This is a genomic window from Citrobacter sp. wls619 (assembly GCF_005281345.1).
Lineage (GTDB): Bacteria > Pseudomonadota > Gammaproteobacteria > Enterobacterales > Enterobacteriaceae > Citrobacter.
In genome coordinates this window covers 125,292-150,780 of record NZ_SZXJ01000035.1, presented here as the reverse complement: position 1 = coordinate 150,780, position 25,489 = coordinate 125,292, and the positions used below count along the sequence as shown (strand labels likewise).

Genomic DNA, 25,489 nt, shown 5'->3' with positions numbered 1-25,489 from the left:
TGATTATGACGTCTGAACATGAAGAAAATTCCAGGGAAGACTCTGAAATTTGTAAGTAACATTGAACGGCATAACCATAAGCCGTCACATCGCATTCAGGAGCGCTATCTTGGCTAATTCACCTGCTCATTACCCGGTGTTAACTGCCGCACACTGGGGACCTATTGTTGTCGAAACCGATGGCGAGACCGTTTTTTCATCCCGGGGGGCATTACCCACCTCTCATCCTAACTCGCTGCAAACCGTGGTTCGCGATCAGGTACACAGTAAAACGCGGGTACGTTTTCCCATGGTGCGTAAAGGATTCCTTGCCTCGCCGGATAATCCGCAAGGCGTGCGCGGGCAGGATGAGTTTGTTCGTGTAAGCTGGGACGATGCGCTGAATCTTATCGATGCGCAGCATAAGCGCATCCGTGACGGTTACGGCCCAGCCTCGATTTTTGCCGGCTCGTACGGCTGGCGGTCGAACGGCGTATTACACAAAGCGGCGACCCTGCTGCAGCGCTATATGGCGCTGGCGGGGGGATATACCGGGCACCTGGGGGATTATTCTACGGGGGCGGCACAGGCCATCATGCCGTATGTAGTAGGTGGCAACGAAGTTTACCAGCAGCAGACCAGCTGGCCGATGGTGCTGGGGCATAGCGATGTGGTGGTGCTGTGGAGCGCTAACCCGCTGAATACGCTGAAAATTGCCTGGAATGCTTCTGACGAACAGGGTATTGCTTACTTTGAAGCGCTGCGCGATAGCGGTAAGCGATTGATCTGCATCGATCCAATGCGATCGGAAAGCGTGGCGTTCTTTGGCGACAAAATGGAATGGATCGCCCCGCATATGGGAACCGACGTAGCGTTGATGCTGGGTATCGCGTATACGCTGGTGGAAAACGACTGGCATGACGAGGATTTTCTCGCCCGTTGTACAACCGGATATGATTCGTTCGCCGACTACCTGCTGGGTAAATCCGATGGGGTAGCGAAAACGGCAGAATGGGCTGCTGAAATTTGTGGTATTTCGGCAGCGAAAATACGCGAACTTGCGGAGATATTTCACCAAAACACCACCATGCTGATGGCGGGATGGGGCATGCAACGCCAGCAGTATGGCGAGCAGAAACACTGGATGATCGTCACGCTGGCCGCCATGCTCGGTCAAATTGGCACGCCCGGCGGCGGATTTGGACTGTCGTATCATTTTGCCAACGGTGGGAACCCGACGCGTCGTGCAGCGGTACTGGCTTCGATGCAAGGGAGCCTCAAAGGCGGCACCGACGCGGTGGATAAAATCCCGGTGGCGCGTATCGTTGAGGCGCTGGAAAATCCCGGCGGTTTCTATCAGCACAACGGTATGGATCGGCATTTCCCGGACATCCGCATGCTCTGGTGGGCCGGTGGCGCAAACTTCACGCATCATCAGGATACCAATCGTTTGATCCGCGCCTGGCAAAAGCCGGAGCTGGTGGTTATCTCAGAGTGTTTCTGGACCGCTGCGGCGAAGCATGCCGATATCGTGTTACCCGCGACAACCTCTTTTGAACGTAACGATTTGACCATGACCGGAGACTACAGCAACCAGCATCTGGTGCCGATGAAGCAGGTCGTGCCACCACAGGCTGAAGCGCGCAACGATTTTGATGTTTTTGCCGAGCTGAGTGAACGTTGGGAAAAAGGCGGATATGACCGATTCACTGAGGGGAAAAGCGAACAGGCATGGCTGGAAACATTTTACGACATTGCTGCGCAGCGTGGCGCCAGCCAGCAGGTTACACTGCCGCCCTTCGCTGAGTTCTGGCAAAAGAATGCACTGATCGAAATGCCGGAAAACGCCGCAAATACGCAATTCATCCGTTTTGCTGATTTTCGCCGCGATCCACAGGCGCATCCGCTGAAAACAGACAGCGGAAAAATTGAAATCTATTCTGCAAAAATTGCAGGTTACGGCTATGCGGATTGTGCAGGACACCCGATGTGGCTGGAGCCCGATGAGTGGTTCGGCAATGCCGAACCCGACCAACTGCAGGTGCTCTCCGCCCATCCGGCTCACCGTTTGCACAGCCAGCTCAACTACAGTGCGTTACGCGAACAGTATGCGGTGGCGGATCGGGAGCCGGTGACAATACACCCGCAGGATGCGCAAGCGCGGGGGATTGCAGATGGCGATACGGTCAGGGTGTGGAACCACCGCGGGCATATCCTGGCGGGTGCTGTTGTGACGACAGGGATCAAACCCGGCGTCATCTGTATTCACGAGGGGGCCTGGCCTGATTTGGACCCGGCCGCCGACGGTATTTGTAAAAATGGCGCTGTCAACGTGCTGACCAAAGATCTCCCCAGCTCGAAGCTGGGGAACGGCTGTGCGGGCAATACCGCGCTGGCGTGGCTGGAGAAGTACAGTGGGCCGAACCTGGTGCTTACGGCGTTTGATCCACCTGCCAGCCCATAATCCAGGTTGGATGGTGAGTCTCTTCCTGCCACGCGCTGTCTTCAATGCGAAAGCCCAGTGCGTGGTAGAAGTTTACCGCTGATTGATTCTTCTGGTAGACCTCCAGGCTGAGCCACGAAAAGCGCTGCTGCACATGTTGCACCAGCGCTTTGCCGATACCGCTTCTGATGGCGGCAGGCTCTACAAACAGCGCGCCTAAAAAACGCTCTTCCATCACGCTGGCAAAACCTTTGAGCACACCGTTTTCTTCCCACACCCAGGTTTGCGCAGCGGGCAGGTAGACATCACGTACGATAGGCTCACTCTCGCGCCAGTAGCGTTCTTCGATAAAAGGATGGGCAAAAATGGTGCTTTCCATCCACAGTGCCAGAATGGGTGCCAGATCGTCAGCGTTGGATTCACGAATCATGTTGCTCTCCTGGGTAGCACATGCAGCCGAAGACATGGTCGTTGACCAGACCGCATGCCTGCATAAAGGAGTAACAGATGGTGGTGCCAACAAACTTAAATCCCCGTTTCTTTAACGCTTTAGAAAGCGCGTCAGAAGCGGGCGTTGAAGTGGGGATATCGCTCAGACTGGCGGCACGGGTTAACTGCGGTTGGTTATCGACGAATGACCAGACGAACTCGCTAAACGGCTCACCGTTTTGCTCCATTGCCAAAAAGGCGCGGGCGTTACCGATAATGGCCTGAATCTTTCCCCGATGACGAATAATACCGGCATCCAGTACCAGCCTTTCTACATCCTCTTCGGTCATCGCCGCAACGGTTGCAGGATCGAAGTGGTGGAATGCCTGGCGATAGTTTTCCCGTTTCTTCAGCACCGTTATCCATGACAGCCCAGCCTGCTGGCCTTCAAGGCAGATCATTTCGAACAGCTTTTTTCCATCGGTTTCCGGGACGCCCCATTCCTTGTCATGATAGGCAATGTATAGTGGATCCTGACTGACCCAGCCGCAACGTTGCATACTCTTCCTCGCTGTTTTTACTGGCGTAAAAATTTCATTCGGCTCGCCTTGACGCGCCCGCTAAAAAGACAATATTTAATACAGGGCCTCATGTGCCCGATATCCTTTAAACAATGACAATAATATCGCCGAATTCGGCTCTTTTCTGGAGTCGCGTTGATGATTATAAGAAACAGTAGTGGTCGTCAGAGGTTAATTCTGGCGAACGTCATCGTTTGTGCGCTGTTTGCCAATACGGCATATGGCTGGCAACAAGAATATATCGTTGATGCGCTGTCCGGTCATACGTCGGAACGCTATACATGGGACAGCGATCACCAACCACGTTATAACGACATTCTGGAAGAGCGCATTCGCTCCACCCAGAACGTGGCGGGGCCGGTAGTGAATCTGGCGGACCAAACGGCTCTGGATGCGACCAGCGGTATGAGCGTGGGCTGGAATTTTCCCCTTTCCCGTAAGGTGACGACGGGGCCCGTCGCAGCCCTGCATTATGATGGCTCAACCACCTCTACCTACAACGAATTTGGCGACAGTGTGACTTCGCTAACGCTGACCGATCCGATGTGGCATGCCAGCGTCAGTACCCTGGGTTGGCGGGTCGACTCGCAGCTTGGCGATATACGGCCATGGGCGCAAATCAGTTATAACCAGCAATTTGGCGAGAATATCTGGAAGGCGCAATCGGGTCTCAATCGTATGGCGACGACGAGTCAGGATGGTAACTGGGTCGATGTCACTGTCGGTGCAGATATGCTGCTGAATCAGCATATGGCTGCCTATGCGGCACTTTCTCAGGCAGAAAACAGTACGAATAACAGCGACTACCTGTACACCATGGGAGTGAGCGCCAAATTTTAACGAAAAAAAGCCTGGATAAAACACCTCTGTAACATATTGGGATCAAGAATCACACGCATTCCAGCGATAGCGTGCACTAACTCCGGCAATAAAATTCAGTAACCCGACTTTTTGTCTCGTCATTCATTCCGCAATCCAGGCATTTCATTCCGTCCTGATGGCATTTCATGCCGTTTTCTCCTGGTCATAAAAGCACTTCGGTATGGTTGTCGGCAGAGAATTTCCCATTTTGTTTATGCAGGAAGACTGCCATGAAAACTTCTGATTATCAGCGTACCCGGTGGCTGACACTGATCGGCACCATCATTACCCAATTTGCATTAGGTTCTGTTTATACCTGGAGCCTGTTCAATGGCGCACTCTCTTCAAAGCTTGATGCACCGGTTAGTCAGGTTGCATTTTCCTTTGGTTTGCTGAGTCTGGGTCTGGCGATCTCTTCTTCCGTCGCCGGGAAGCTTCAGGAACGTTTCGGCGTGAAACGCGTCACCATGGCATCCGGTATCTTACTGGGTGTGGGCTTCTTCTTAACCGCGCATTCTGACAGCCTGATTATGCTGTGGCTGAGTGCCGGTGTACTGGTTGGTCTGGCTGACGGTGCAGGATACCTGTTAACCCTGTCCAACTGCGTGAAATGGTTCCCTGAGCGTAAAGGGCTGATTTCCGCCTTTGCGATCGGTTCTTACGGCCTGGGTAGCCTCGGTTTTAAATTTATCGACAGCCAGCTGCTGAGCTCCGTGGGTCTGGAAAAGACCTTTATGATTTGGGGCGCGATTGTACTGGTGATGATTGTCTTTGGCTCCACGCTGATGAAAGATGCGCCAAACCAGGACGTTAAAGCCGTGAATGGCGTGGTAGAGAACGACTACACGCTGGCGCAATCCATGCGTAAACCACAGTACTGGATGCTGGCAGTGATGTTCCTGACGGCGTGCATGAGCGGGCTTTACGTGATTGGTGTCGCGAAAGATATCGCCCAAAGCCTGGCAAAAATGGATGTGGCAACAGCGGCGAATGCGGTAACCGTTATTTCTATCGCGAACCTGTCAGGTCGTCTGGTTCTGGGGATTCTGTCCGACAAAATTTCCCGTATTCGCGTTATCACCATTGGTCAGGTTGTTTCGCTGGTGGGTATGGCGGCGCTGCTTTTTGCTCCGCTGAATGAAGTGACATTCTTCGCAGCCATTGCCTGTGTCGCCTTCAACTTCGGTGGCACCATTACGGTCTTCCCGTCACTGGTGAGTGAGTTCTTCGGCCTGAATAACCTGGCGAAAAACTATGGGGTTATCTACCTGGGCTTCGGGATTGGCAGCATCTGCGGGTCAATTATCGCCTCGCTGTTCGGCGGTTTCTATGTGACCTTCTGCGTTATCTTTGCGCTGTTAATCATCTCGCTGGCGCTGTCCACGACCATTCGCCAGCCGCAGCGTAGCGTATTTACTGAGGCACACGCCTGATTTTACACTTCGTCTGATTTATACACGGCGCATATATTTACAAAAATATATGCGCCGTTTGCATTCACCATAAGCACTTTTCTCTCCTCCTGTGGTCTACTTAGCCGCGCCCGTAGACATTTCATCTCTGCTGTTGTCGCATTTTCCCCTGTTTGGTCGATTGACCACTTCACAGGGTGTTTTTATCCCGATTCCCAGGGTTTTTTTGCATGAGATACATTAAATCGATGACGCAGCAAAAGCTTAGCTTCTTGCTTGCGATCTATATCGGTCTGTTTATGAACTGCGCAGTTTTTTATCGCCGCTTCGGCAGCTATGTGCAGGAATTTACCGCGCTGAAAGGAATCTCTGCGGTTGTTGAATTGGCCGGCACCGTGCTGGTTACCTTCTTTTTACTTCGTCTTCTGTCTCTGTTTGGTCGGCGGGCCTGGCGCGTACTGGCTACCTTTGTGGTGCTGTGTTCCGCTGGTGCCAGCTATTACATGACCTTCCTGAATGTGGTAATTGGCTACGGCATTATTGCCTCGGTCATGACAACCGATATTGATTTATCAAAAGAAGTTGTGGGCTGGCATTTTATCGTGTGGCTGGTGTCGGTCAGCATTTTGCCGCTGCTGCTTATCTGGAGTAACCGCTGCCGCTACACCCTGCTAAAACAAATACGTACGCCAGGAATGAGATGGCGTAGTGTGGCCGTTGTTCTGTTGGCTGGCTTGATGGTGTGGGCGCCAATTCGTTTACTTGGAATACAGCAGAAATCAGTTGAACGGGAAACGGGTATTGATTTGCCCAGCTACGGTGGTGTAGTGGCAAATTCATATTTGCCTTCAAACTGGCTGTCCGCGCTGGGTCTGTATGCCTGGGCGCAGGTCGATGAGTCTTCCGATAACAAGTCGTTGATGAATCCGGCGAAGAAATTTACCTACGTTGCCCCCAAGAATATTGATGATACCTACGTCGTGTTTATTATCGGCGAAACGACCCGCTGGGATCATATGGGTATTTTTGGCTACGAGAGAAATACCACGCCAAGGCTGGCTCAGGAAAAAAACCTGGCCGCTTTCCGTGGATATTCGTGTGATACGGCAACCAAACTTTCGCTACGCTGTATGTTTGTTCGTGAAGGCGGAGCAGAGGAAAACCCGCAGCGTACGCTGAAAGAACAAAACGTCTTTTCCGTACTCAGCCAGCTAGGTTTTAATACCGATCTCTACGCGATGCAAAGTGAGATGTGGTTTTACAGCAACACGATGGCGGAGAACATCGCATATCGTGAGCAGATTGGCGCTGAGCCGCGTAACCGTGGCAAAACGGTTGACGATATGCTGCTGATCTCTGAGATGCAGCAATCAATCAAACCGGACGATAATGGTAAGCACCTGATTATCCTGCATACCAAAGGCTCGCACTTTAACTACACGCAGCGCTATACCCGTGAGTACGCCCAGTGGAAGCCGGAGTGTGTCAATGTTGATAGCGGTTGTTCGAAAGCGCAGATGATTAACTCATTTGATAACTCGGTAACCTATGTTGACCACTTTATCACCAAGGTGTTTGACCAGCTGCGCGATAAGAAAGCGATTGTGTTCTATGCTGCCGATCACGGTGAGTCGATCAACGAGCGTGAGCACCTGCACGGTACGCCACGTAAAATGGCACCGCCAGAGCAGTTCCGCGTTCCTATGTTGGTGTGGATGTCGGATAAGTATCTGGAAGACCCCGATCATGCGAAAGCCTTCGCCCACCTTAAGCAGGAGGCTGATATGAAGGTTCCGCGTCGCCATGTTGAACTGTACGACACCATTCTCGGCTGCCTTGGATATACCTCGCCAAACGGCGGTATAAATGAGAATAACAACTGGTGTCATGTCCCGGACGACAAGAAGTTTGTAGCCCAGTAATGGGCTGCTGACTTTCTCGCCGATCGAATGGCATTTTGATACTAAGGGATTGACGGGCGTGCAGTTGAGCAGTAAGATGCGCCCCGCATTCGGTGATTGGCGCAGCCTGGTAGCGCACTTCGTTCGGGACGAAGGGGTCGGAGGTTCGAATCCTCTATCACCGACCAAATTTAAAACCCTGCTCAACGAGCAGGGTTTTTTGCATTTGAAGCCCGTGAGGATGAGAACCTCCGGGGGAAGAGGTTCGACTCGAGCGGAGCGAGAGAACGTTGCGCCAGCAACGGCCCGCAGGGCGAGCCACGAAGTGGCGAGTCATCCTCTATCACCGACCAAATTAGAAAAGCCCGCTCTTTGAGCGGGCTTTTTGCGTTTGTGGCTTTTGTAGGCCTGATAAGCGAAGCGCCATCAGGTAAAACATCACGCTATAACAGGCATTGCCGGATGGCGGCGCAGACGCCTTATCTGGCCTACAGGAAAGCGCTGGCAGGACGTATTTAGCGTTTTCCCGTCCCCATTTTGACCTTCATTTTATCTGCAAAAATTGTGCACCACTTCCCACTGACTGTTAACGATTCTGTGACATATTCCATTGCCTTTTTTTATATTTGCTTGAATCTTTTTTTGCGTTACTTATGGCTGAACTCAGCATTTTCCGCTGTGCGTTTTAACGTTCATGGTATTAATCGCTCAGATATGCAGCATGTGTTGAGAAATTTTTCATAATTTGCATAAATGTTAATCACCAAATGTTTCTGAATATGAAGATATTTATTCTGGCATAGTGCGCGTAGCACAAATTTCCCTGCTGAAAATACCCGCCTGCACTTTTTTTAATCTTTGTTTGCCAATTCTCACCGTTGGTGTAAATCACGGTTACCTGTATTGACGTTTTCACATTCTGTTGACAGATTGTAGGGCATGAGGGGCATTTCATGGAGAATCCGCACTGCAACTCAGTCGCTTATGTGAACGGAATCCCCATCCTCTTAACGCCGACCCGGCCGGGTAAAAAACAAAAAAGGCCAGGCGGTGCAAACCCACTGCAAAGGGTAAAACAACAAACATCACATTTGGAGCAGAAGAATGAGTATTTCCTTGAAGAAGTCAGGGATGCTGAAGCTTGGTCTGAGCCTGGTGGCCATGACCTGCGCCGCAAGCGTACAGGCTAAAACTCTGGTTTATTGTTCAGAAGGATCTCCTGAAGGCTTTAACCCACAGCTTTTCACCTCTGGTACTACCTATGATGCCAGCTCCGTACCGATCTATAACCGCCTGGTTGAATTCAAAACCGGTACCACCGAAGTGATCCCCGGCCTTGCTGAGAAGTGGGAAATCAGCGAAGACGGTAAAACCTATACCTTCCACCTTCGCCCTGGCGTGAAGTGGCAGGACAACAAAGATTTCAAACCGACGCGCGATTTTAACGCCGATGACGTGGTGTTCTCTTTCGATCGTCAGAAAAATGCCCAGAACCCGTACCATAAAGTCTCTGGCGGCAGCTATGAATACTTCGAAGGGATGGGTCTGCCGGATCTGATCGCCGAAGTGAAAAAAGTGGATGATAAAACCGTCCAGTTCGTACTGACCCGTCCGGAAGCACCGTTCCTGGCTGACCTGGCGATGGACTTCGCCTCTATTCTTTCTAAAGAATATGCGGACAACATGCTGAAAGCCGGTTCCCCGGAGAAAGTGGATCTGAACCCTATCGGTACCGGTCCGTTCCAGCTGCAACAGTACCAGAAAGACTCCCGTATTCTGTATAAAGCGTTCGACGGCTTCTGGGGCACCAAGCCGCAGATCGACCGTCTGGTCTTCTCCATTACGCCTGACGCTTCTGTGCGTTATGCCAAACTGCAGAAGAACGAGTGCCAGGTCATGCCGTACCCGAACCCGGCAGACATCGCACGCATGAAGCAGGATAAAAACATCAATCTGATGGAGCAGGCCGGTCTGAACGTTGGCTACCTCTCTTTCAACACCGAGAAGAAACCGTTTGATGACGTGAAAGTCCGTCAGGCGTTGACCTACGCGGTAAACAAAGAAGCCATCATTAAGGCGGTTTATCAGGGCGCTGGCGTTGCCGCGAAAAACCTGATCCCACCGACCATGTGGGGCTATAACGACGATATTAAAGACTACACCTACGATCCTGAGAAGGCCAAAGCGCTGCTGAAGGAAGCAGGTCAGGAGAAAGGCTTTACCGTTGAGCTGTGGGCCATGCCGGTACAGCGTCCTTACAACCCGAACGCACGCCGTATGGCGGAAATGGTTCAGGCTGACTGGGCGAAAATTGGCGTTCAGGCCAAGATTGTGACCTACGAGTGGGGCGAGTATCTGAAACGTGCCAAAGCGGGTGAGCATCAGGCGGTGATGATGGGCTGGACCGGGGACAACGGGGATCCGGACAACTTCTTCGCTACCCTGTTCAGCTGTGCGGCAGCGAAAGACGGTTCCAACTACTCTCGCTGGTGCTACAAGCCGTTTGAAGACCTGATCCAGCCGGCGCGTGCGACCGACGACCACAACAAACGTATTGAACTGTACAAGCAAGCGCAGGTTGTTATGCACGATCAGGCTCCGGCTCTGATTGTTGCTCACTCCACCGTGTACGAACCAGTGCGTAAAGAAGTGAAAGGCTATGTGGTTGATCCATTAGGCAAACACCACTTCGAAAACGTTTCTGTCGAATAATTAAAAGCAATCAAGGAAGCGCTGCGCCCCGGTATTGTGTAGGCCGGATAAGCGCAGCGCCCTCCGGCGTAATGCTTTACCCGCGATGCAGTTTGCGTGGGATAAGATTTGTGAGCAATACAGACTCACGGTTCCAGGCCGTGCGTCATTAGAGAGAATCCGGGTTATGTTGCAGTTCATTCTCCGACGTTTGGGACTCGTCATCCCCACGTTTATCGGTATCACTCTTCTCACCTTTGCCTTCGTCCATATGATCCCCGGCGATCCGGTCATGATCATGGCGGGTGAACGTGGGATCTCCCCTGAGCGTCACGCTCAATTGCTGGCTGAACTCGGTCTGGATAAACCGATGTGGCAGCAGTACCTCCACTATATCTGGGGGGTTATGCATGGTGACTTAGGTATCTCGCTGAAAAGCCGTTTACCGGTGTGGGAAGAGTTCGTGCCTCGCTTCAAAGCAACGCTGGAACTCGGCGTCTGCGCGATGATTTTCGCCGTCGCAGTGGGTATCCCGGTGGGTGTACTTGCTGCTGTTAAGCGCGGCTCCATATTCGATCATACCGCCGTTGGTCTGGCGCTGACCGGTTACTCAATGCCGATTTTCTGGTGGGGCATGATGCTGATCATGCTGGTTTCCGTGCAGTGGAACCTGACGCCGGTTTCCGGGCGCGTGAGCGACATGGTGTTTCTTGATGATTCCAATCCACTGACCGGATTTATGCTGATCGACACCGCCATCTGGGGTGAAGAGGGCAATTTCATTGATGCGCTGGCGCATATGATCCTGCCGGCGATGGTGCTTGGCACCATTCCCCTGGCGGTGATTGTGCGTATGACCCGTTCATCGATGCTGGAAGTGCTGGGCGAAGACTACATTCGTACCGCGCGCGCCAAAGGGTTGACCCGTATGCGCGTCATCATCATTCATGCTCTGCGCAACGCCATGCTGCCTGTTGTGACCGTTATTGGTCTTCAGGTTGGTACGCTGCTGGCGGGGGCGATCCTGACCGAAACCATCTTCTCGTGGCCGGGGCTGGGGCGCTGGCTGATTGATGCGCTGCAACGCCGTGATTATCCGGTAGTGCAGGGCGGGGTATTACTGGTGGCGACGATGATTATTCTCGTCAACCTGCTGGTAGACCTACTGTACGGCGTGGTGAACCCGCGTATTCGGCATAAGAAGTAAGGGGCCATCATGTCACAGGTTACTGAAAATAAAGTTATTGCTGCACCGGTGCCGATGACCCCGTTGCAGGAGTTCTGGCACTATTTTAAACGCAACAAAGGTGCGGTTGTCGGGCTGGTGTATGTGGTGGTGATGATCCTGATTGCGGTCTTTGCCAACGTTCTCGCCCCGTACAATCCCGCTGATCAGTTCCGCGATACGCTGCTGGCTCCTCCTGCGTGGCAGGAAGGCGGCACCATGGCGCATCTGTTCGGTACTGACGATGTCGGCCGCGATGTGCTGTCGCGTCTGATGTATGGCGCGCGTTTATCGCTGCTGGTTGGCTGCCTGGTGGTGGTACTGTCCCTGTTAATGGGCGTGGTGCTCGGTCTGGTTGCCGGTTACTTTGGCGGTATCGTCGATAACGTCATCATGCGTGTGGTCGATATTATGCTGGCGCTGCCGAGCCTGTTGCTGGCTCTGGTGCTGGTTGCCGTATTTGGTCCTTCTATTGGTAACGCCGCGCTGGCGCTGACGTTCGTGGCATTGCCGCACTATGTCCGTCTGACGCGTGCCGCAGTCCTGGTGGAAGTTAACCGTGATTACGTTACCGCTTCCCGCGTAGCGGGTGCCGGTGCGATGCGTCAGATGTTCGTTAATATTCTTCCTAACTGTCTTGCGCCGCTGATTGTTCAGGCGTCGCTCGGCTTCTCTAACGCTATTCTCGATATGGCCGCGCTTGGCTTCCTGGGTATGGGTGCGCAACCACCAACGCCGGAATGGGGAACCATGCTCTCCGACGTGTTGCAGTTTGCGCAGAGTGCCTGGTGGGTCGTGACCTTCCCGGGTCTGGCGATCCTGCTGACGGTGCTGGCATTTAACCTGATGGGTGACGGTCTGCGTGACGCGCTCGATCCCAAACTGAAGCAGTAAGAGGTTCGAGATGGCGTTATTAAATGTAGATAAATTATCGGTGCACTTCGGCGATGTTGGTTCCGAATTCCGCGCCGTAGACCGCATTAGCTACAGTGTGAACCAGGGTGAAGTGGTTGGCATTGTTGGGGAGTCAGGCTCTGGTAAGTCCGTCAGCTCGCTGGCGATTATGGGATTGATTGACTACCCAGGCCGGGTAATGGCCGAAAATCTGGAGTTTAACGGTCGCGATCTGAAGCGCATCTCTGAGAAAGAGCGTCGCCAGTTAGTGGGCGCGGAAGTCGCGATGATCTTCCAGGACCCGATGACCAGCCTTAACCCGTGCTATACCGTGGGTTACCAGATCATGGAAGCCATTAAGGTACACCAGGGCGGCAACAAAAAAACGCGTGTTCAGCGGGCAATTGACCTGCTAACGCTGGTGGGTATCCCTGACCCGGCCTCGCGTCTGGATGTGTATCCGCACCAGCTGTCCGGTGGAATGAGCCAGCGTGTGATGATCGCGATGGCGATCGCCTGTCGTCCGAAGCTGCTTATTGCCGACGAACCGACAACGGCGCTGGACGTGACCATTCAGGCACAGATCATTGAGCTGCTGTTGGAACTGCAACAGAAAGAGAACATGGCGCTGGTTCTGATCACTCATGACCTGGCGCTGGTGGCCGAGGCTGCGCATAAAATTATCGTGATGTATGCCGGTCAGGTGGTGGAAACCGGAGCCGCGCACGACATTTTCCGCGCGCCGCGTCATCCGTATACCCAGGCGTTGTTGCGTGCGCTGCCGGAGTTTGCTCAGGATAAAGCGCGTCTGGCATCGTTGCCGGGTGTGGTGCCAGGGAAATATGACCGCCCGAACGGTTGTCTGTTGAATCCTCGCTGCCCCTATGCAACCGACAAATGCCGCGCTGAAGAACCTGAACTGAACCTGCTGGAAGGCGGTCGTCAGTCGAAATGCCACTACCCACTTGATGATGCCGGGAGGCCTGGGCTATGAGTACGCAAAAGGCCGCTTTGCCACAGCCGCTGTTGCAGGCTATTGATCTGAAAAAACACTACCCGGTGAAAAAGGGGATGTTTGCCCCGGAACGCCTGGTGAAAGCGCTGGACGGCGTTTCGTTTACCTTAGAGCGCGGTAAAACACTGGCGGTAGTCGGTGAGTCGGGCTGTGGGAAATCCACCCTTGGTCGCCTGCTGACGATGATTGAAGTCCCGACCGGCGGTGAACTGTATTATCAGGGGCAGGATCTGCTGAAGCACGACCCACAGGCGCAGAAATTGCGTCGGCAGAAAATCCAGATTGTGTTCCAGAACCCGTACGGTTCTCTGAACCCGCGTAAGAAAGTGGGGCAGATTCTGGAAGAGCCGTTGCTGATCAACTCCACACTCAGCAAAGAGCAGCGCCGTGAAAAAGCGCTGGCGATGATGGCGAAAGTAGGATTGAAAACCGAGCACTACGACCGCTATCCGCATATGTTCTCCGGCGGCCAGCGTCAGCGTATTGCGATTGCCCGTGGCCTGATGCTTGACCCGGATGTAGTGATTGCCGACGAACCCGTTTCCGCGCTGGATGTATCCGTGCGTGCGCAGGTGTTGAACCTGATGATGGACCTGCAGCAGGAGCTGGGGTTGTCCTACGTCTTTATCTCGCACGACCTGTCGGTAGTGGAACATATTGCGGATGAAGTGATGGTGATGTACCTGGGCCGTTGTGTGGAGAAGGGCACCAAAGATCAGATCTTCAATAATCCGCGCCATCCGTATACGCAGGCGCTGCTTTCTGCGACACCACGTCTGAACCCGGATGACCGCCGCGAGCGCATTAAGCTGACCGGCGAGCTGCCAAGCCCGCTGAATCCGCCACCAGGTTGTGCGTTCAATGCCCGTTGCCGTCGTCGCTTTGGTCCTTGTACCCAGCTACAGCCACAGCTGAAAGACTACGGCGGCCAACTGGTTGCGTGCTTTGCCGTTGACCAGGATGAAAATCCGCAGCAATAAACGTGGGTTATGACCCAATAACCGGAGCCTTGTGCTCCGGTTTTTTTATAATTCGTTTTTACTCCCACAATGTGAGTCCATTGGCAGAACATTATTCCATAGTGTCTAGAATGTAGTCAGGTTGGCTTTCGTCACAGAAATATCTACTTCGCAGTTGCTAACTACCAGGAGCAAATGTGGTCACGATACGCTGGGATATTAAAACAATTGATCGTCTGTCGATGGTTGAGGATGTCCTGAAGGAATTTTCCTGCTGTGATATCAATATCATCTCCATGAAAGTTACGCCTGGACGCATTCTGATTAAATCCTGGTGTCGCCAGTTGCAGGATATTTCCTGCGTACAATCCTGCTTAAGCCAGCGTGCTGATATTATTAACGTTGCTTATCTGTGCGAAGAGATAAGCGAACTGTCGATGTCTGAACCGGAACGTCCGCGTTATTTTTCTGACATTATTTGCAGCAGCCAGAGCATGCAACTGCTGATAGAAAAAGCGATCAGAATCGCGGATAGCAAATATACCGTTTTGGTTCGTGGTGAAACCGGAACTGGTAAGGAACTGCTTGCCCGGGCCATCCATAATTCCGGGTCACGGCGTTTTTATCCGTTTATTCCGGTTAACTGTTCAGCGCTTCCCGAATCGCTGATGGAAAGTGAATTTTTTGGCTATGAGAAAGGGGCCTTCAGTGGCGCGGACTGTAAAGGCAAAAAAGGGCTGTTTGAAATGGCTGATAAAGGCACCCTTTTTCTGGATGAATTTGGTGAAATGTCGCTGAGCTTACAGGCCAAATTGTTGCGTGTCCTTCAGGATGGGGGGATCCGTCGCGTTGGCGGGGCGCAAACTATTCCGGTTAATGCGCGTATTATTGTGGCGACTAACGCGAATCTGGAAGAGATGGTGGAGCAACGTCTGCTGCGTGCCGATCTCTATTACCGCATCAACGTACTTTCACTCACCATTCCACCGTTACGCGCGCGCCCGCAGGATATCAGTCTGCTGATCCGTCACTTTGTGCAGAAATACGCGAAGGAGTTCCAACGGCGAATTATTCTGGATAAAGCCTGTTTTGACGCTTTGCATCAGCACAGCTGGCCGGGTAACGTACGCGAGCTGGAAAACACGATTATTCGTCTGATGCTGATGGCCGAATCTGATGTTATTACCCGGGAAGACCTGGGGATGGCGAATCTGTCGGCAGGCGAATTGCGCCACACCCAACGTCCGTTTAAAGAACAGGTCCAGTGCGCCGAGCGTCAGTTAATTGAGCAGATGGTGGAAGAGAATGTGTCGTCGCGGCATATTGCTAAGGCGCTGGGCGTATCGCATACCACGGTATTGAACAAAATTCGTAGCTACCAGCTTGAGAGCGTGAGTTAAGCGCCGTCAGGGCTGACGGCGCTGTCATCGGATTATTCAATCAACTTCAACAGTGGTGACAGGCACAGTAAAACTCCGTAGATCAGGATTAGCCAGGTTTTTAGCCCGCGCAGTTTTTCCAGTTGCGCCACTTTATAGATCAAGAAAAACGGAATAATACACGACACAATTCCATACAGCGGACTGCCTAACTGGAAGAATACCAGCACTGAGACGCGGAACGAAACCCAAATAACCAGCGTAATAACGATAAATGTGCAAATACCCAATGTAAGTACTAGTGGGTTTATTTTCTCAACATTAATTACACGGCTAAGTACGTTAAGGATAATCCCTTTAATCGCTTCATGGAAGCCCAGGTAAATACCGAAGAATGCGGTCAGGACAGCAAAGATATTCAATATCGTGGAGGTGATGTGAATAATTTGACCAGGAATGACCTGCGCTGCCAAAGCCAGTGCAGAAATATTCTGTTCGAAGGCTGAAACCGCCTCTTCATGGCTAATCGAAAAGGTAAATGAGAAGGAGAAAAACAGGATGACTGCAATCAACGTAATGTAGCTGATGCGGTGGGTACGAATGGCCATGCGCGTCGCTAGCACCCGGTCAGCCACCCGCTTGCGGTAGGCGATATTCATGGGGTTCAGCACCTGAATAAACACCGCTGAGAAGAAGCAGAACGGGATGGTCAGTAGCACGTCACGAAAGAAGACCGATGCTTCAGGAAAGGCGCTGATATTGCTGAAGTTCCAGTGTGGGACCATCGCAAAGCCGAAGATGATGATAATGCCGACTTTTACCACCACCATCGGACCGGAGATTTTGAACAGCAGCTTTTCTCCACCGGAAGCAATGGCGACCAGTACCGCAAAAATAGCCACTTTATAGATGATTGATTGCGAAAGGTCGGTATCGGTTAGCCCGAAGGTTTTTATATATGAGGCACTGTCAAAAACAACCGATAATGAATAGATGAATATTCCATGAATAATCATCAAAAAGTAAATTACACCGAGGAATACCCCCCAGTTTTTCCCAAGGTAATGACTTATAATATCGGTGTAGTCATTGCAGGTTTCACTTTCTGATAATGTTTTTAAATAAATGTCCTGCACAATATACGTTGCCGGGTAAGCGATAATAAAGGCGACAATAAAAACCCAAATGCCGGTTAAGCCAATTTGTACCGGCATCAGAACTGTACCCGCACCAATTGCCATGCCGATGCAGAGTAATACCCAGCCAAAATCGTATTTTGTAAACGGTATTTTCTTTGAGAATGGTACGGCGGTTGCTGTATTGTTGCTTAATTGTAATGTGTTGTCCTGCATAGAACCCCCTGCCCAAAATACCCGTTCTCCTCAAAAAAGGAGTGCGCGTATAGCCAGACTGTTGTGCCTTGATTCTCAACGGCCTGAACCGAGCGTCGTCGGTTCCGGCCGTAATGGTCAGAATGTTGCCTTTCTGATGGCGTGTTCAAGGTCGTTAATAATATCTTCTGGATCTTCAAGACCCACAGAAAGACGGATAAGCCCGTCGGTAATACCTGCTTTAAGCCGTTCCTCTGGCGCAACGGGCGAATGTGTCATAGACGCTGGGTGCTGAATGAGGGTTTCGGTATCACCGAGACTGACCGCGAGGAGGCACAATTCTACAGAATTGATCATCCGTCTGCCAGCCTCGAGGCCGCCGGCGATTTCGAAGCTGATGATTCCTCCTGGCAAGCTCATTTGCCGCTGGCCCAGCTCATACTGTGGGTGCGAAGACAGGCCAGGATAATACACGCGGGTAATGGAGGGATGTCCTTCGAGGAAACGGGCAATTTTCAGCGCGTTTTCACAGTGACGTTCCATACGAATACCCAATGTTTTAACGCCGCGTAGGGTTAGCCAGGCGTTGAAAGGGCTCATACAGCCACCGGTGATGTCCTTCAAACCGACAAACCGCGCCTGGTCGATAAACTCCTGCTTCCCGACAATGATGCCGCCAATCACATCACCGTGTCCGTTAATGTACTTGGTTACACTGTGGACCACGATGTCTGCGCCCAATTGCAGAGGCTGCTGACAATATGGCGACATAAAGGTGTTATCCACGACCAGCAAAGCGCCCTGTTGATGGGCGATACCCGCCACTGTTTCGATATCGACCAATGAGAGCGTCGGGTTGGCGGGCGTTTCGATATACACCACTTTAGTTTCCGGCCGCATCGCGGCGCGGATTTCTTCCGGTTTCGCGGCGTCGACAAAACTCACGTTAATGCCGAACTTCGGCATGCTGTGCGACAGAAAAGCGTGAGTACAACCATAAATTGCGCTGGCAGAAACGATATGGTCACCTTGTTGACACAGCGTCAGCAGAGTCGTGGTGATGGCGGAAATGCCGGATGCTGTTGCCAGCGCGGCTTCACCCCTTTCCAGAACTGCCAGCTTTTTCTCCAGCGCATCGGTGGTGGGGTTACCCAAACGGGTATAAATGTACCCGGACTCTTCGAGCGCAAAGCGGGCGGCACCCTGTTCGGCGCTGTCAAAAACAAACGTTGAAGTCTGGAAGATAGGCGTACTGAGCGCGCCGGTTGAAGGGTCGGGTTGTTGCCCCGCGTGAACGATCTGGGTATTGAATCCGTAAGTACGACAGTCAGACATGATATCTCCTTTAATTCGGAACAGAACAGCTCACACTCAAATAGCAATTGCTGTGCCAGAAAATTAAGATTTAAATATCAATGAATTAGGTAATTTTTATTTCAGGGGAGCGTCAGGAAAGTTGCCAACTGGCAACAATCTTTCCAGCCATATCGGATTTGTAGCGCCGTAATTGCGAGGCTTCACGCAGAGTGGATGGCGCCGGGGTGCCAGGGCGAAAGGGTTACCGTAGAATCAGCGGCAAGCCGGGATATCCCGGTGAGGCGCAATGTTGCGGGGGCTTGATCCCCGGCGGCATAGGTTGCTGGAAAGAGAAAACCCCCGCACGTTGTTCGGTAAAAACCTGGCAACAAAACGGGGGCTAACTTGAACCTGAACAACTCAAGAATAGCCGTGAACAGTTGCCATTGCAACGCAGGCGGCTATATGACGCTCATGCAACTGGGTAGTGCTTTCTGGCACGATCTGGCAGCGCTGATCATCGCTGGCATTATTGCCAGTCTGATTGTGAACTGGCTACGTAACAGTAAGTAATGCCCCTTATGGGTGTCTGGTTGCCGTAATGGCAATATGCGCCCGAACCGGGCCGCAGAGGCAACTTTGCGGCCTTTTTCGCCTTAATTGCAGGTAAATCCCAGCGTCATGTGTCTAACCTGCGGCGATAATGCACACAGGGAAGTTTTCAGATACCGCCTCTCTTAATACCGCTACGATGGGGTATACTCTGACGGCAGTTTTTGTCTATCCGTGGAGAGTCAGTTTGCGTGTCAGTCGCTCGTTAACAATTAAGCAGATGGCGATGGTTGCGGCCGTTGTCATGGTGTTTGTTTTTATTTTTTGCACCGTTTTGTTGTTCCATTTGGTCCAGCAGAACCGCTATAACACGGCTACGCAACTGGAAAGCATCGCTCGCTCCGTCCGTGAACCTCTGTCGGCCGCCATCCTGAAGGGGGATATCCCCGAAGCGGAAATGATTTTAAGCCGTATCCAGCCCGCTGGCGTGGTCAGTCGCGCGGATGTGGTACTGCCCAACCAGTTTCAGGCATTGCGGATGAGCTTTATCCCTGAACGCCCCGTTCCGGTGACGGTGACTCGACTGTTTGAACTGCCGGTGCAGATTTCGCTCCCGGTCTATTCTCTTGAGCGCTCCGCCAACCCACAGCCGCTGGCGTATCTGGTGTTACAAGCGGATTCATACCGCATGTACAAATTCGTGACGAGCACGCTTTCAACGTTAGTGACCATTTACTTACTTTTGTCGTTAATCCTGTCGGTCGCCATCTCCTGGTGTATTAACCGCCTGATTGTGCACCCGTTACGCAAAATTGCTCGCGAACTGAACGATATTCCGCAGCAGGAGCTGATCGGCTATCAACTGGCATTACCGCCTATGCATCAGGATGATGAGATTGGGATGTTGGTGCGTAGCTACAACCTGAATCAGCAGCTGGTCCTGCGCCACAGTGAAGAGCAGAACGACAATTCGATGCGCTTTCCGGTCTCTGAACTGCCAAATAAGACGTTCTTAATGGGGCTACTGGAGCAGATTGTTACTGGCCCGCAAACAACTGCGCTGATGATTGTCACCTGCGAAACCCTGCGTGATACCGCCGGTGTATTGACCGAGACCCAGCGGGAAATCCTGCTGTTGACGCTGGTTGAGAAACTGAGATCGGTGCTGGCGCCCAGAATGGTGCTTACTCAGGTGAGCGGCTATGACTTCGCGATTATCGCGCACGGTGTGAAGGAACCCTGGCATGCAATCACATTAGGTCAGCAAGTACTCACTATCATGAATGAACGGTTGCCGATTCAGGGTATCCAGCTACGCCCGAGTTGCAATATTGGGGTGGCGATGTACTACGGCGATTTGACGGCGGAACAGCTATACAGCCGCGCGCTATCGGCAGTGCTAACCTCGCGTCGTAAGGGTAAAAACCAGATCCAATTCTTTGATCCGCAGCAAATGGAAGAAGCACAGCAGCGTTTGACCGAAGAGAACGACATTCTGACCGCGCTTGATCACCAGCAATTTGCGTTGTGGATGCAGCCGCAGGTCGAGATCGCCAGCGGCAAGATGTTGAGTGCTGAAGCTTTATTGCGGATGCAGCAGGCAGACGGAAGCTGGGAATTACCGGAAGGGCTAATCGACAGGATTGAATCCTGTGGTCTGATGGTGACGGTTGGATATTGGGTGCTGGAGGAGTCTTGTCGCCAGCTTGCGGCCTGGCAGGAACGAGGTCTGATGTTACCGCTGTCGGTGAATCTGTCTGCGCTACAGCTGATGCATCCGAGTATGGTGTCGGATCTGCTGGAGTTGTTAAACCGATATCGCATTAAGCCCGGTACCTTGATTCTGGAAGTTACCGAAAGCCGGCATATCGATGATCCAAACGCCGCTGTCGCTATCCTGCGTCCGCTGCGCAATGCGGGGGTACGCATTGCGTTGGATGACTTTGGTATGGGCTATGCGGGTCTGCGGCAGTTGCAGCACATGAAGTCACTGCCAGTTGATGTGCTCAAAATCGATAAGATGTTTGTTGAAGGCCTGCCAGAGGATAGCAGTATGATTTCTGCCATTATTCAGCTGGCTCATAGTCTCAATTTGCAAATGATTGCGGAAGGCGTTGAAACCGAAGCGCAACGCGACTGGTTATCACAGGCAGGGGTGGAAGTCGCGCAAGGATTCCTGTTTGCCCGTCCGGTTCCGGCAGATATCTTCGAAGAACGCTATTTAGCGAAGGAATCAGCTGATTACAAAAGTTAAAAAAGGTAGCGCTTGTGCGAGCCAGTTCAAAATTTTTAACAAATTTGTATCAATTATGATCCAGGTGCATTTCTGTCATGTTGTGTGGGTGTTACTTTAAGGCCGCAGGTTAAACAAAACCTTACAAGACCTGTGGTTTTTACTTTAAGGACACCCTATGAAAACCTCTATCTTCAAAAGCCTTTACTTTCAGGTCCTGACAGCAATTGCCATTGGTATCCTCCTTGGCCATTACTACCCTGAATTAGGCGCCCAAATGAAACCGCTTGGCGACGCGTTCGTTAAGCTCATTAAGATGGTCATCGCACCTGTTATCTTCTGTACTGTCGTGACCGGCATTGCAGGTATGGAAAGTATGAAAGCAGTCGGCCGCACAGGTGCGGTTGCACTGCTTTATTTTGAAGTGGTTAGTACGATTGCGCTGATCATTGGTCTTATCATCGTCAACGTGGTGCAACCCGGGGCCGGGATGAACGTCGATCCGGCAACGCTGGATGCCAAAGCGGTAGCGATTTACGCCGAGCAGGCAAAAGACCAGGGGATCGTGGGCTTCCTGATGGATATTATCCCGGGTAGCGTCATCGGCGCGTTCGCCAGCGGCAACATCCTGCAGGTATTGTTGTTCGCGGTGATGTTTGGTTTTGCTCTGCACCGTCTGGGCAGCAAAGGCCAGATGATTTTCAACGTAATTGAAAGTTTCTCGCAGGTTATTTTCGGCATTATCAACATGATCATGCGCCTTGCGCCGATCGGTGCTTTCGGTGCCATGGCCTTTACCATCGGTAAGTATGGCGTTGGAACGCTGGTGCAACTGGGTCAGTTGATTATTTGCTTCTACATCACCTGTATCCTGTTTGTGGTCGTGGTGCTGGGCTCGATTGCTCGCGCAACCGGCTTCAGCATCTTTAAGTTTATCCGCTATATCCGTGAAGAACTGCTGATCGTTCTCGGGACCTCTTCTTCCGAGTCAGCGCTGCCGCGTATGCTTGATAAGATGGAAAAGCTGGGTTGCCGGAAGTCCGTCGTTGGTCTGGTTATTCCCACCGGCTACTCGTTTAACCTTGATGGAACATCGATATACCTGACGATGGCGGCGGTGTTTATCGCGCAGGCCACCAATAGTCATATGGATATCTTCCATCAGATAACCCTGTTGGTGGTGCTGCTGCTCTCCTCGAAAGGTGCAGCGGGTGTGACCGGAAGTGGCTTTATCGTGCTGGCAGCGACGATTTCCGCAGTAGGGCATCTGCCGGTAGCGGGTCTGGCGCTCATCCTGGGTATTGACCGCTTTATGTCTGAAGCGCGTGCGCTGACTAACCTGGTCGGTAACGGTGTGGCAACGGTCGTTGTGGCTAAGTGGGTGAAAGAACTGGACCACAAAAAGCTTGATGATGTGCTGAATAATCGTGCGCCGGATGGCAAAACGCACGATTTATCCTCTTAATCTCGTCACTTATGCCCGTAGTCCCTTCCAGGACTGCGGGCGTTTGCGCATAATTACCCCCTGTGCCTGAAACTGTCTGTGCGACGGTTTCGGGATTTTTTCACTTCTTCCGTGACATTTTTATGTTCTTGCGGTCTAACACGAAGTGTTTTTAACGTCATATTCAGAGGGTCCTTCTCAGGGCTGTCTTTTTATTACCAGGATAGTTGATCAGGGGTTCACATGCAGGGCACAAAAATTCGACTTTTAGCGGGCGGCTTGCTGATGATGGCCTCTGCCGGCTATGTGCAGGCAGATGCGCTCCAGCCTGACCCGGCGTGGCAACAGGGCACGCTGGCGAATGGTCTCCAGTGGCAAGTGTTAGCCACCCCCCAGCGCCCCAGCGACCGTATTGAGGTTCGCCTGCTGGTAAATACCGGTTCACTCACCGAAAGTACGCAACAGAGTGGTTTTAGCCATGCGATCCCACGTATCGCGCTGACGCAAAGCGGTGGCCTTGATGCCACGCAAGCTCGTTCTCTGTGGCAGCAGGGGTTTGATCCTAAACGCCCCATGCCGCCCGTTATCGTTTCCTATGATTCCACGCTGTATAACCTCAGCCTACCCAATAGCCGGAATGACCTGCTGAAAGAGTCGCTTTCATATCTGGCGAATATCTCCGGCAAGCTGACCATTACGCCAGAAACGGTTAACCATGCGCTGAGCAGCGAAGATATGGTGGCAACATGGCCGACGGATACCAAAGAAGGGTGGTGGCGCTATCGTCTGAAAGGCTCCACTCTGTTAGGGCACGATCCCGCCGATCCGCTGAAAAAGCCGATTGATGCAGCCAAAATTCAGTCGTTCTACCAGAAATGGTATACCCCGGACGCAATGACGCTCATTATCGTCGGTAACGTTGACGCACGCAGCGTGGCTGAGCAAATCAATAAAACCTTCGGTGAGTTAAACGGAAAACGTGAAACGCCGGCACCGGTGCCTACGCTCTCTCCACTGCGTGCAGAAGCGGTAAGCATTATGACCGATGCGGTACGCCAGGATCGTCTTTCCATCATGTGGGACGCGCCGTGGCAACCTATTCGTGAATCCGCCGCGTTGTTACGCTACTGGCGTGCCGATTTAGCCCGTGAAGCGCTGTTCTGGCATATCCAGCAGACGTTATCCAGGAACAACGCGAAAGACATCGGCCTCGGCTTTGACTGTCGGGTGCTGTTCCTGCGTGCACAGTGCGCCATTAACGTTGAATCGCCGAACGATAAGCTGAATGCGAACCTGGGCACGGTGGCTCGCGAACTGGCGAAAGTGCGGGACAAGGGCCTGCCGGAAGAAGAGTTCAATGCGCTGGTGGCGCAAAAAAATCTGGAATTGCAGAAACTGTTTGCTACCTACGGCCGCACTGATACCGATATTTTGATCAGCCAGCGTTTGCGCTCGTTGCAAAACCAGGTGGTAGATATCGCGCCAGAACAGTATCAGCGTTTACGGCAGAACTTCCTTAATGGCCTGACCGTTGAGATGCTGAATCAGGATTTGCGTCAGCAGCTATCGCAGGATATGGCTCTCATTCTGCTTCAGCCGAAAGGGGAACCTGAGTTCAACATGAAGGATCTGCAGGCGACATGGGATAGCATCATGGTGCCAGCGACTACGGCGGCAACGCCGGTTGAAACGGATGAATCTCACCCAGAAGTGACGGATATTCCGGCGGTACAGTAAAGGGTAGTGTAACGTGTAGGCCGGGAAGACGAAGCGCCCCCGGCCTACTCAATACCGGATGCGGTGTTAACGCCTTATCCGGCCTACAAAAACAACACGTTACTGCGGCATGGCGTCGCGTGGAATAATCGCCCCGCGATGCTGAATAACGGTGCTTGCCGTCAGGTGACCGCGTTTAGCTGCTTCAGCGGCATCGCCACCGGTTAAACGCACTGCCAGATACCCGGCACTGAAGGAGTCTCCTGCCGCCGTGGTATCGATCACTTTCTCTTTCGGTAATTTTACAGCCGGTACATCGATAAGTCCTTCACCCTCGATGGACACCAGGCAAGAGTCTGCGCCGCGCTTCACAACCACTTCCTTTACGCCGGCTGCGTGAGTCCGGGCAATCACGTCCTCTACGGGTTTTTCACCCCACAGCGCGTCTTCATCGTCCAGCGTCAGGAATGCAATATTGGTGCACTCCAGCATCTGCTGATACACCTGCTGAGTTTCTTCTTTGCTGCTCCACAGACGCGGGCGGTAGTTGTTGTCAAAAATGACCTTGCCGCCGTTGGCACGACACTCGCGCAGCAGCGACAGCAGTTTGTCACGGCTGGCCGGGCTTAAAATCGCCAGGCTGATTCCGCTCAGGTACAGGTAGTCGAATGTCGCCAGCGTTTTGCAAATGGCGTCGGATTGTTCGCTCTCCAGCCAGAATTTCGCCGCCGCTTCATTACGCCAGTAATAGAAGGTGCGCTCGCCAGTACTGTCAGTCTCGATGTAATAGAGACCTGGCAGACGGTTTTCCATACGCTGGGTTAATGACGTATCGACGTTTTCGCCCTGCCAGGATTCCAGCATTTGCTGGCTGAAACTGTCAGTGCCCAGCGCCGTGACGTAATGTACGGAAAGGGCCGCAGAATCGACCTGACGGGCAATATAAACGGATGTATTCAACGTGTCGCCACCGAATCCGCGCTGAACGTCAGCGCCTTTCTGTGACAGCTCAATCATGCATTCGCCAATCACGGCAATCTTCCTGGACATAGTCGTAACCTGCTCTGAAAAAAATTAGCGTTAGTGTGCGCTGTGGGTGTTAAGTGGTCAACTATATTAAAACAACGTTCCATTATTTTTTTGAGCCA

Annotated in this window: 20 protein-coding genes, 1 tRNA gene and 1 other RNA gene; 17 read left to right on the top strand and 5 right to left on the bottom strand. The window is 52.3% G+C overall.

Going from position 1 to position 25,489, the window contains the following annotated elements; all coding sequences use genetic code 11:
• Positions 1 to 109: 109 nt before the first annotated feature.
• Positions 110 to 2,443 carry a molybdopterin guanine dinucleotide-containing S/N-oxide reductase gene (locus tag FDX19_RS06275; protein ID WP_137382047.1) on the top strand — a complete coding sequence of 778 codons (2,334 nt, stop codon included), beginning with the start codon at positions 110 to 112 and terminating at the stop codon, positions 2,441 to 2,443.
• Here the strand turns inward: FDX19_RS06275 and FDX19_RS06270 are convergent.
• Entirely contained in the window at positions 2,412 to 2,852 is a 441-nt protein-coding gene (locus tag FDX19_RS06270) for an N-acetyltransferase (RefSeq protein WP_137382046.1), read from the bottom strand. The two genes, FDX19_RS06275 and FDX19_RS06270, sit on opposite strands and share 32 nt — an antisense overlap.
• Complete coding sequence (tag, locus tag FDX19_RS06265) at positions 2,842 to 3,411, bottom strand: DNA-3-methyladenine glycosylase I (protein ID WP_137382045.1); 570 nt, start codon at positions 3,409 to 3,411, stop codon at positions 2,842 to 2,844. The genes FDX19_RS06270 and tag overlap by 11 nt, the downstream gene beginning before the upstream one ends.
• Before the next feature lie 159 nt (positions 3,412 to 3,570).
• Between tag and FDX19_RS06260 the strand changes: the two genes are divergently transcribed.
• The 12 genes from FDX19_RS06260 (at position 3,571) to FDX19_RS06205 (ending at position 15,790) form a co-directional block, all read left to right on the top strand.
• A complete protein-coding gene (locus tag FDX19_RS06260; RefSeq protein WP_137382044.1) occupies positions 3,571 to 4,272 on the top strand; it encodes an autotransporter outer membrane beta-barrel domain-containing protein in 702 nt (233 codons plus the stop codon).
• A 251-nt stretch (positions 4,273 to 4,523) separates the two neighbouring features.
• Positions 4,524 to 5,726: an MFS transporter gene (locus tag FDX19_RS06255; RefSeq protein ID WP_137382043.1), complete on the top strand. Its 1,203-nt coding sequence runs from the start codon at positions 4,524 to 4,526 to the stop codon at positions 5,724 to 5,726.
• Positions 5,727 to 5,935: 209 nt separating this feature from the next.
• The gene (gene eptB, locus FDX19_RS06250; RefSeq protein WP_137382042.1) at positions 5,936 to 7,627 is read left to right on the top strand and encodes a kdo(2)-lipid A phosphoethanolamine 7''-transferase; all 1,692 of its coding nucleotides are present in this window, start codon (positions 5,936 to 5,938) and stop codon (positions 7,625 to 7,627) included.
• 90 nt (positions 7,628 to 7,717) lie between these two features.
• A tRNA-Pro gene (locus FDX19_RS06245) sits at positions 7,718 to 7,794 on the top strand.
• Positions 7,795 to 7,827: 33 nt separating this feature from the next.
• Positions 7,828 to 7,959: non-coding RNA, RtT sRNA (locus FDX19_RS06240), on the top strand.
• 600 nt (positions 7,960 to 8,559) lie between these two features.
• On the top strand, positions 8,560 to 8,796 hold the full coding sequence (locus tag FDX19_RS25060; protein WP_170974355.1) for a hypothetical protein: 237 nt from the start codon (positions 8,560 to 8,562) through the stop codon (positions 8,794 to 8,796).
• Complete coding sequence (gene dppA, locus FDX19_RS06235; RefSeq protein WP_137382041.1) at positions 8,711 to 10,318, top strand: dipeptide ABC transporter periplasmic-binding protein DppA; 1,608 nt, start codon at positions 8,711 to 8,713, stop codon at positions 10,316 to 10,318. The genes FDX19_RS25060 and dppA overlap by 86 nt, the downstream gene beginning before the upstream one ends.
• 166 nt (positions 10,319 to 10,484) lie before the next feature.
• Entirely contained in the window at positions 10,485 to 11,504 is a 1,020-nt protein-coding gene (dppB, locus tag FDX19_RS06225) for a dipeptide ABC transporter permease DppB (RefSeq protein ID WP_003827415.1), read from the top strand.
• Positions 11,505 to 11,513: 9 nt separating this feature from the next.
• Complete coding sequence (gene dppC / locus FDX19_RS06220; protein ID WP_137382040.1) at positions 11,514 to 12,416, top strand: dipeptide ABC transporter permease DppC; 903 nt, start codon at positions 11,514 to 11,516, stop codon at positions 12,414 to 12,416.
• Between the two features lie 10 nt (positions 12,417 to 12,426).
• Positions 12,427 to 13,410, top strand: coding sequence for a dipeptide ABC transporter ATP-binding protein (gene dppD, locus FDX19_RS06215; protein ID WP_137382039.1), 984 nt, complete (start codon positions 12,427 to 12,429; stop codon positions 13,408 to 13,410).
• A complete protein-coding gene (gene dppF / locus FDX19_RS06210; RefSeq protein ID WP_043018667.1) occupies positions 13,407 to 14,411 on the top strand; it encodes a dipeptide ABC transporter ATP-binding subunit DppF in 1,005 nt (334 codons plus the stop codon). The genes dppD and dppF overlap by 4 nt, the downstream gene beginning before the upstream one ends.
• A gap of 176 nt (positions 14,412 to 14,587) precedes the next feature.
• Positions 14,588 to 15,790, top strand: a complete 1,203-nt coding sequence (locus FDX19_RS06205) for a sigma-54-dependent Fis family transcriptional regulator (RefSeq protein WP_137382038.1) — start codon at positions 14,588 to 14,590, stop codon at positions 15,788 to 15,790.
• Positions 15,791 to 15,822: 32 nt separating this feature from the next.
• Here FDX19_RS06205 and FDX19_RS06200 read toward each other — a convergent pair whose 3' ends face one another.
• Both FDX19_RS06200 and megL read right to left on the bottom strand, forming a co-directional pair.
• Positions 15,823 to 17,121, bottom strand: coding sequence for an amino acid permease (locus tag FDX19_RS06200; protein WP_137382037.1), 1,299 nt, complete (start codon positions 17,119 to 17,121; stop codon positions 15,823 to 15,825).
• Positions 17,122 to 17,238: 117 nt separating this feature from the next.
• A complete protein-coding gene (gene megL / locus FDX19_RS06195; RefSeq protein ID WP_137382036.1) occupies positions 17,239 to 18,435 on the bottom strand; it encodes a methionine gamma-lyase in 1,197 nt (398 codons plus the stop codon).
• Between the two features lie 426 nt (positions 18,436 to 18,861).
• On the opposite strand from megL, the gene FDX19_RS06185 reads away from it, so the two are divergent.
• The 4 genes from FDX19_RS06185 to FDX19_RS06170 all read left to right on the top strand — a co-directional run bounded on the left by FDX19_RS06185 (position 18,862) and on the right by FDX19_RS06170 (position 24,362).
• Complete coding sequence (locus tag FDX19_RS06185; RefSeq protein WP_137382035.1) at positions 18,862 to 18,969, top strand: type I toxin-antitoxin system toxin Ldr family protein; 108 nt, start codon at positions 18,862 to 18,864, stop codon at positions 18,967 to 18,969.
• 226 nt (positions 18,970 to 19,195) lie between these two features.
• Entirely contained in the window at positions 19,196 to 21,202 is a 2,007-nt protein-coding gene (hmsP, locus tag FDX19_RS06180) for a biofilm formation regulator HmsP (protein ID WP_137382034.1), read from the top strand.
• A 157-nt stretch (positions 21,203 to 21,359) separates the two neighbouring features.
• Positions 21,360 to 22,646, top strand: a complete 1,287-nt coding sequence (gene dctA, locus FDX19_RS06175) for a C4-dicarboxylate transporter DctC (protein WP_048213643.1) — start codon at positions 21,360 to 21,362, stop codon at positions 22,644 to 22,646.
• 222 nt (positions 22,647 to 22,868) lie between these two features.
• The gene (locus FDX19_RS06170; RefSeq protein WP_137382033.1) at positions 22,869 to 24,362 is read left to right on the top strand and encodes a pitrilysin family protein; all 1,494 of its coding nucleotides are present in this window, start codon (positions 22,869 to 22,871) and stop codon (positions 24,360 to 24,362) included.
• A gap of 99 nt (positions 24,363 to 24,461) precedes the next feature.
• Here the strand turns inward: FDX19_RS06170 and FDX19_RS06165 are convergent, their stop codons facing one another.
• Positions 24,462 to 25,391, bottom strand: a complete 930-nt coding sequence (locus FDX19_RS06165; RefSeq protein ID WP_137382032.1) for a sugar kinase — start codon at positions 25,389 to 25,391, stop codon at positions 24,462 to 24,464.
• Between the last annotated feature and the right edge of the window lie 98 nt (positions 25,392 to 25,489).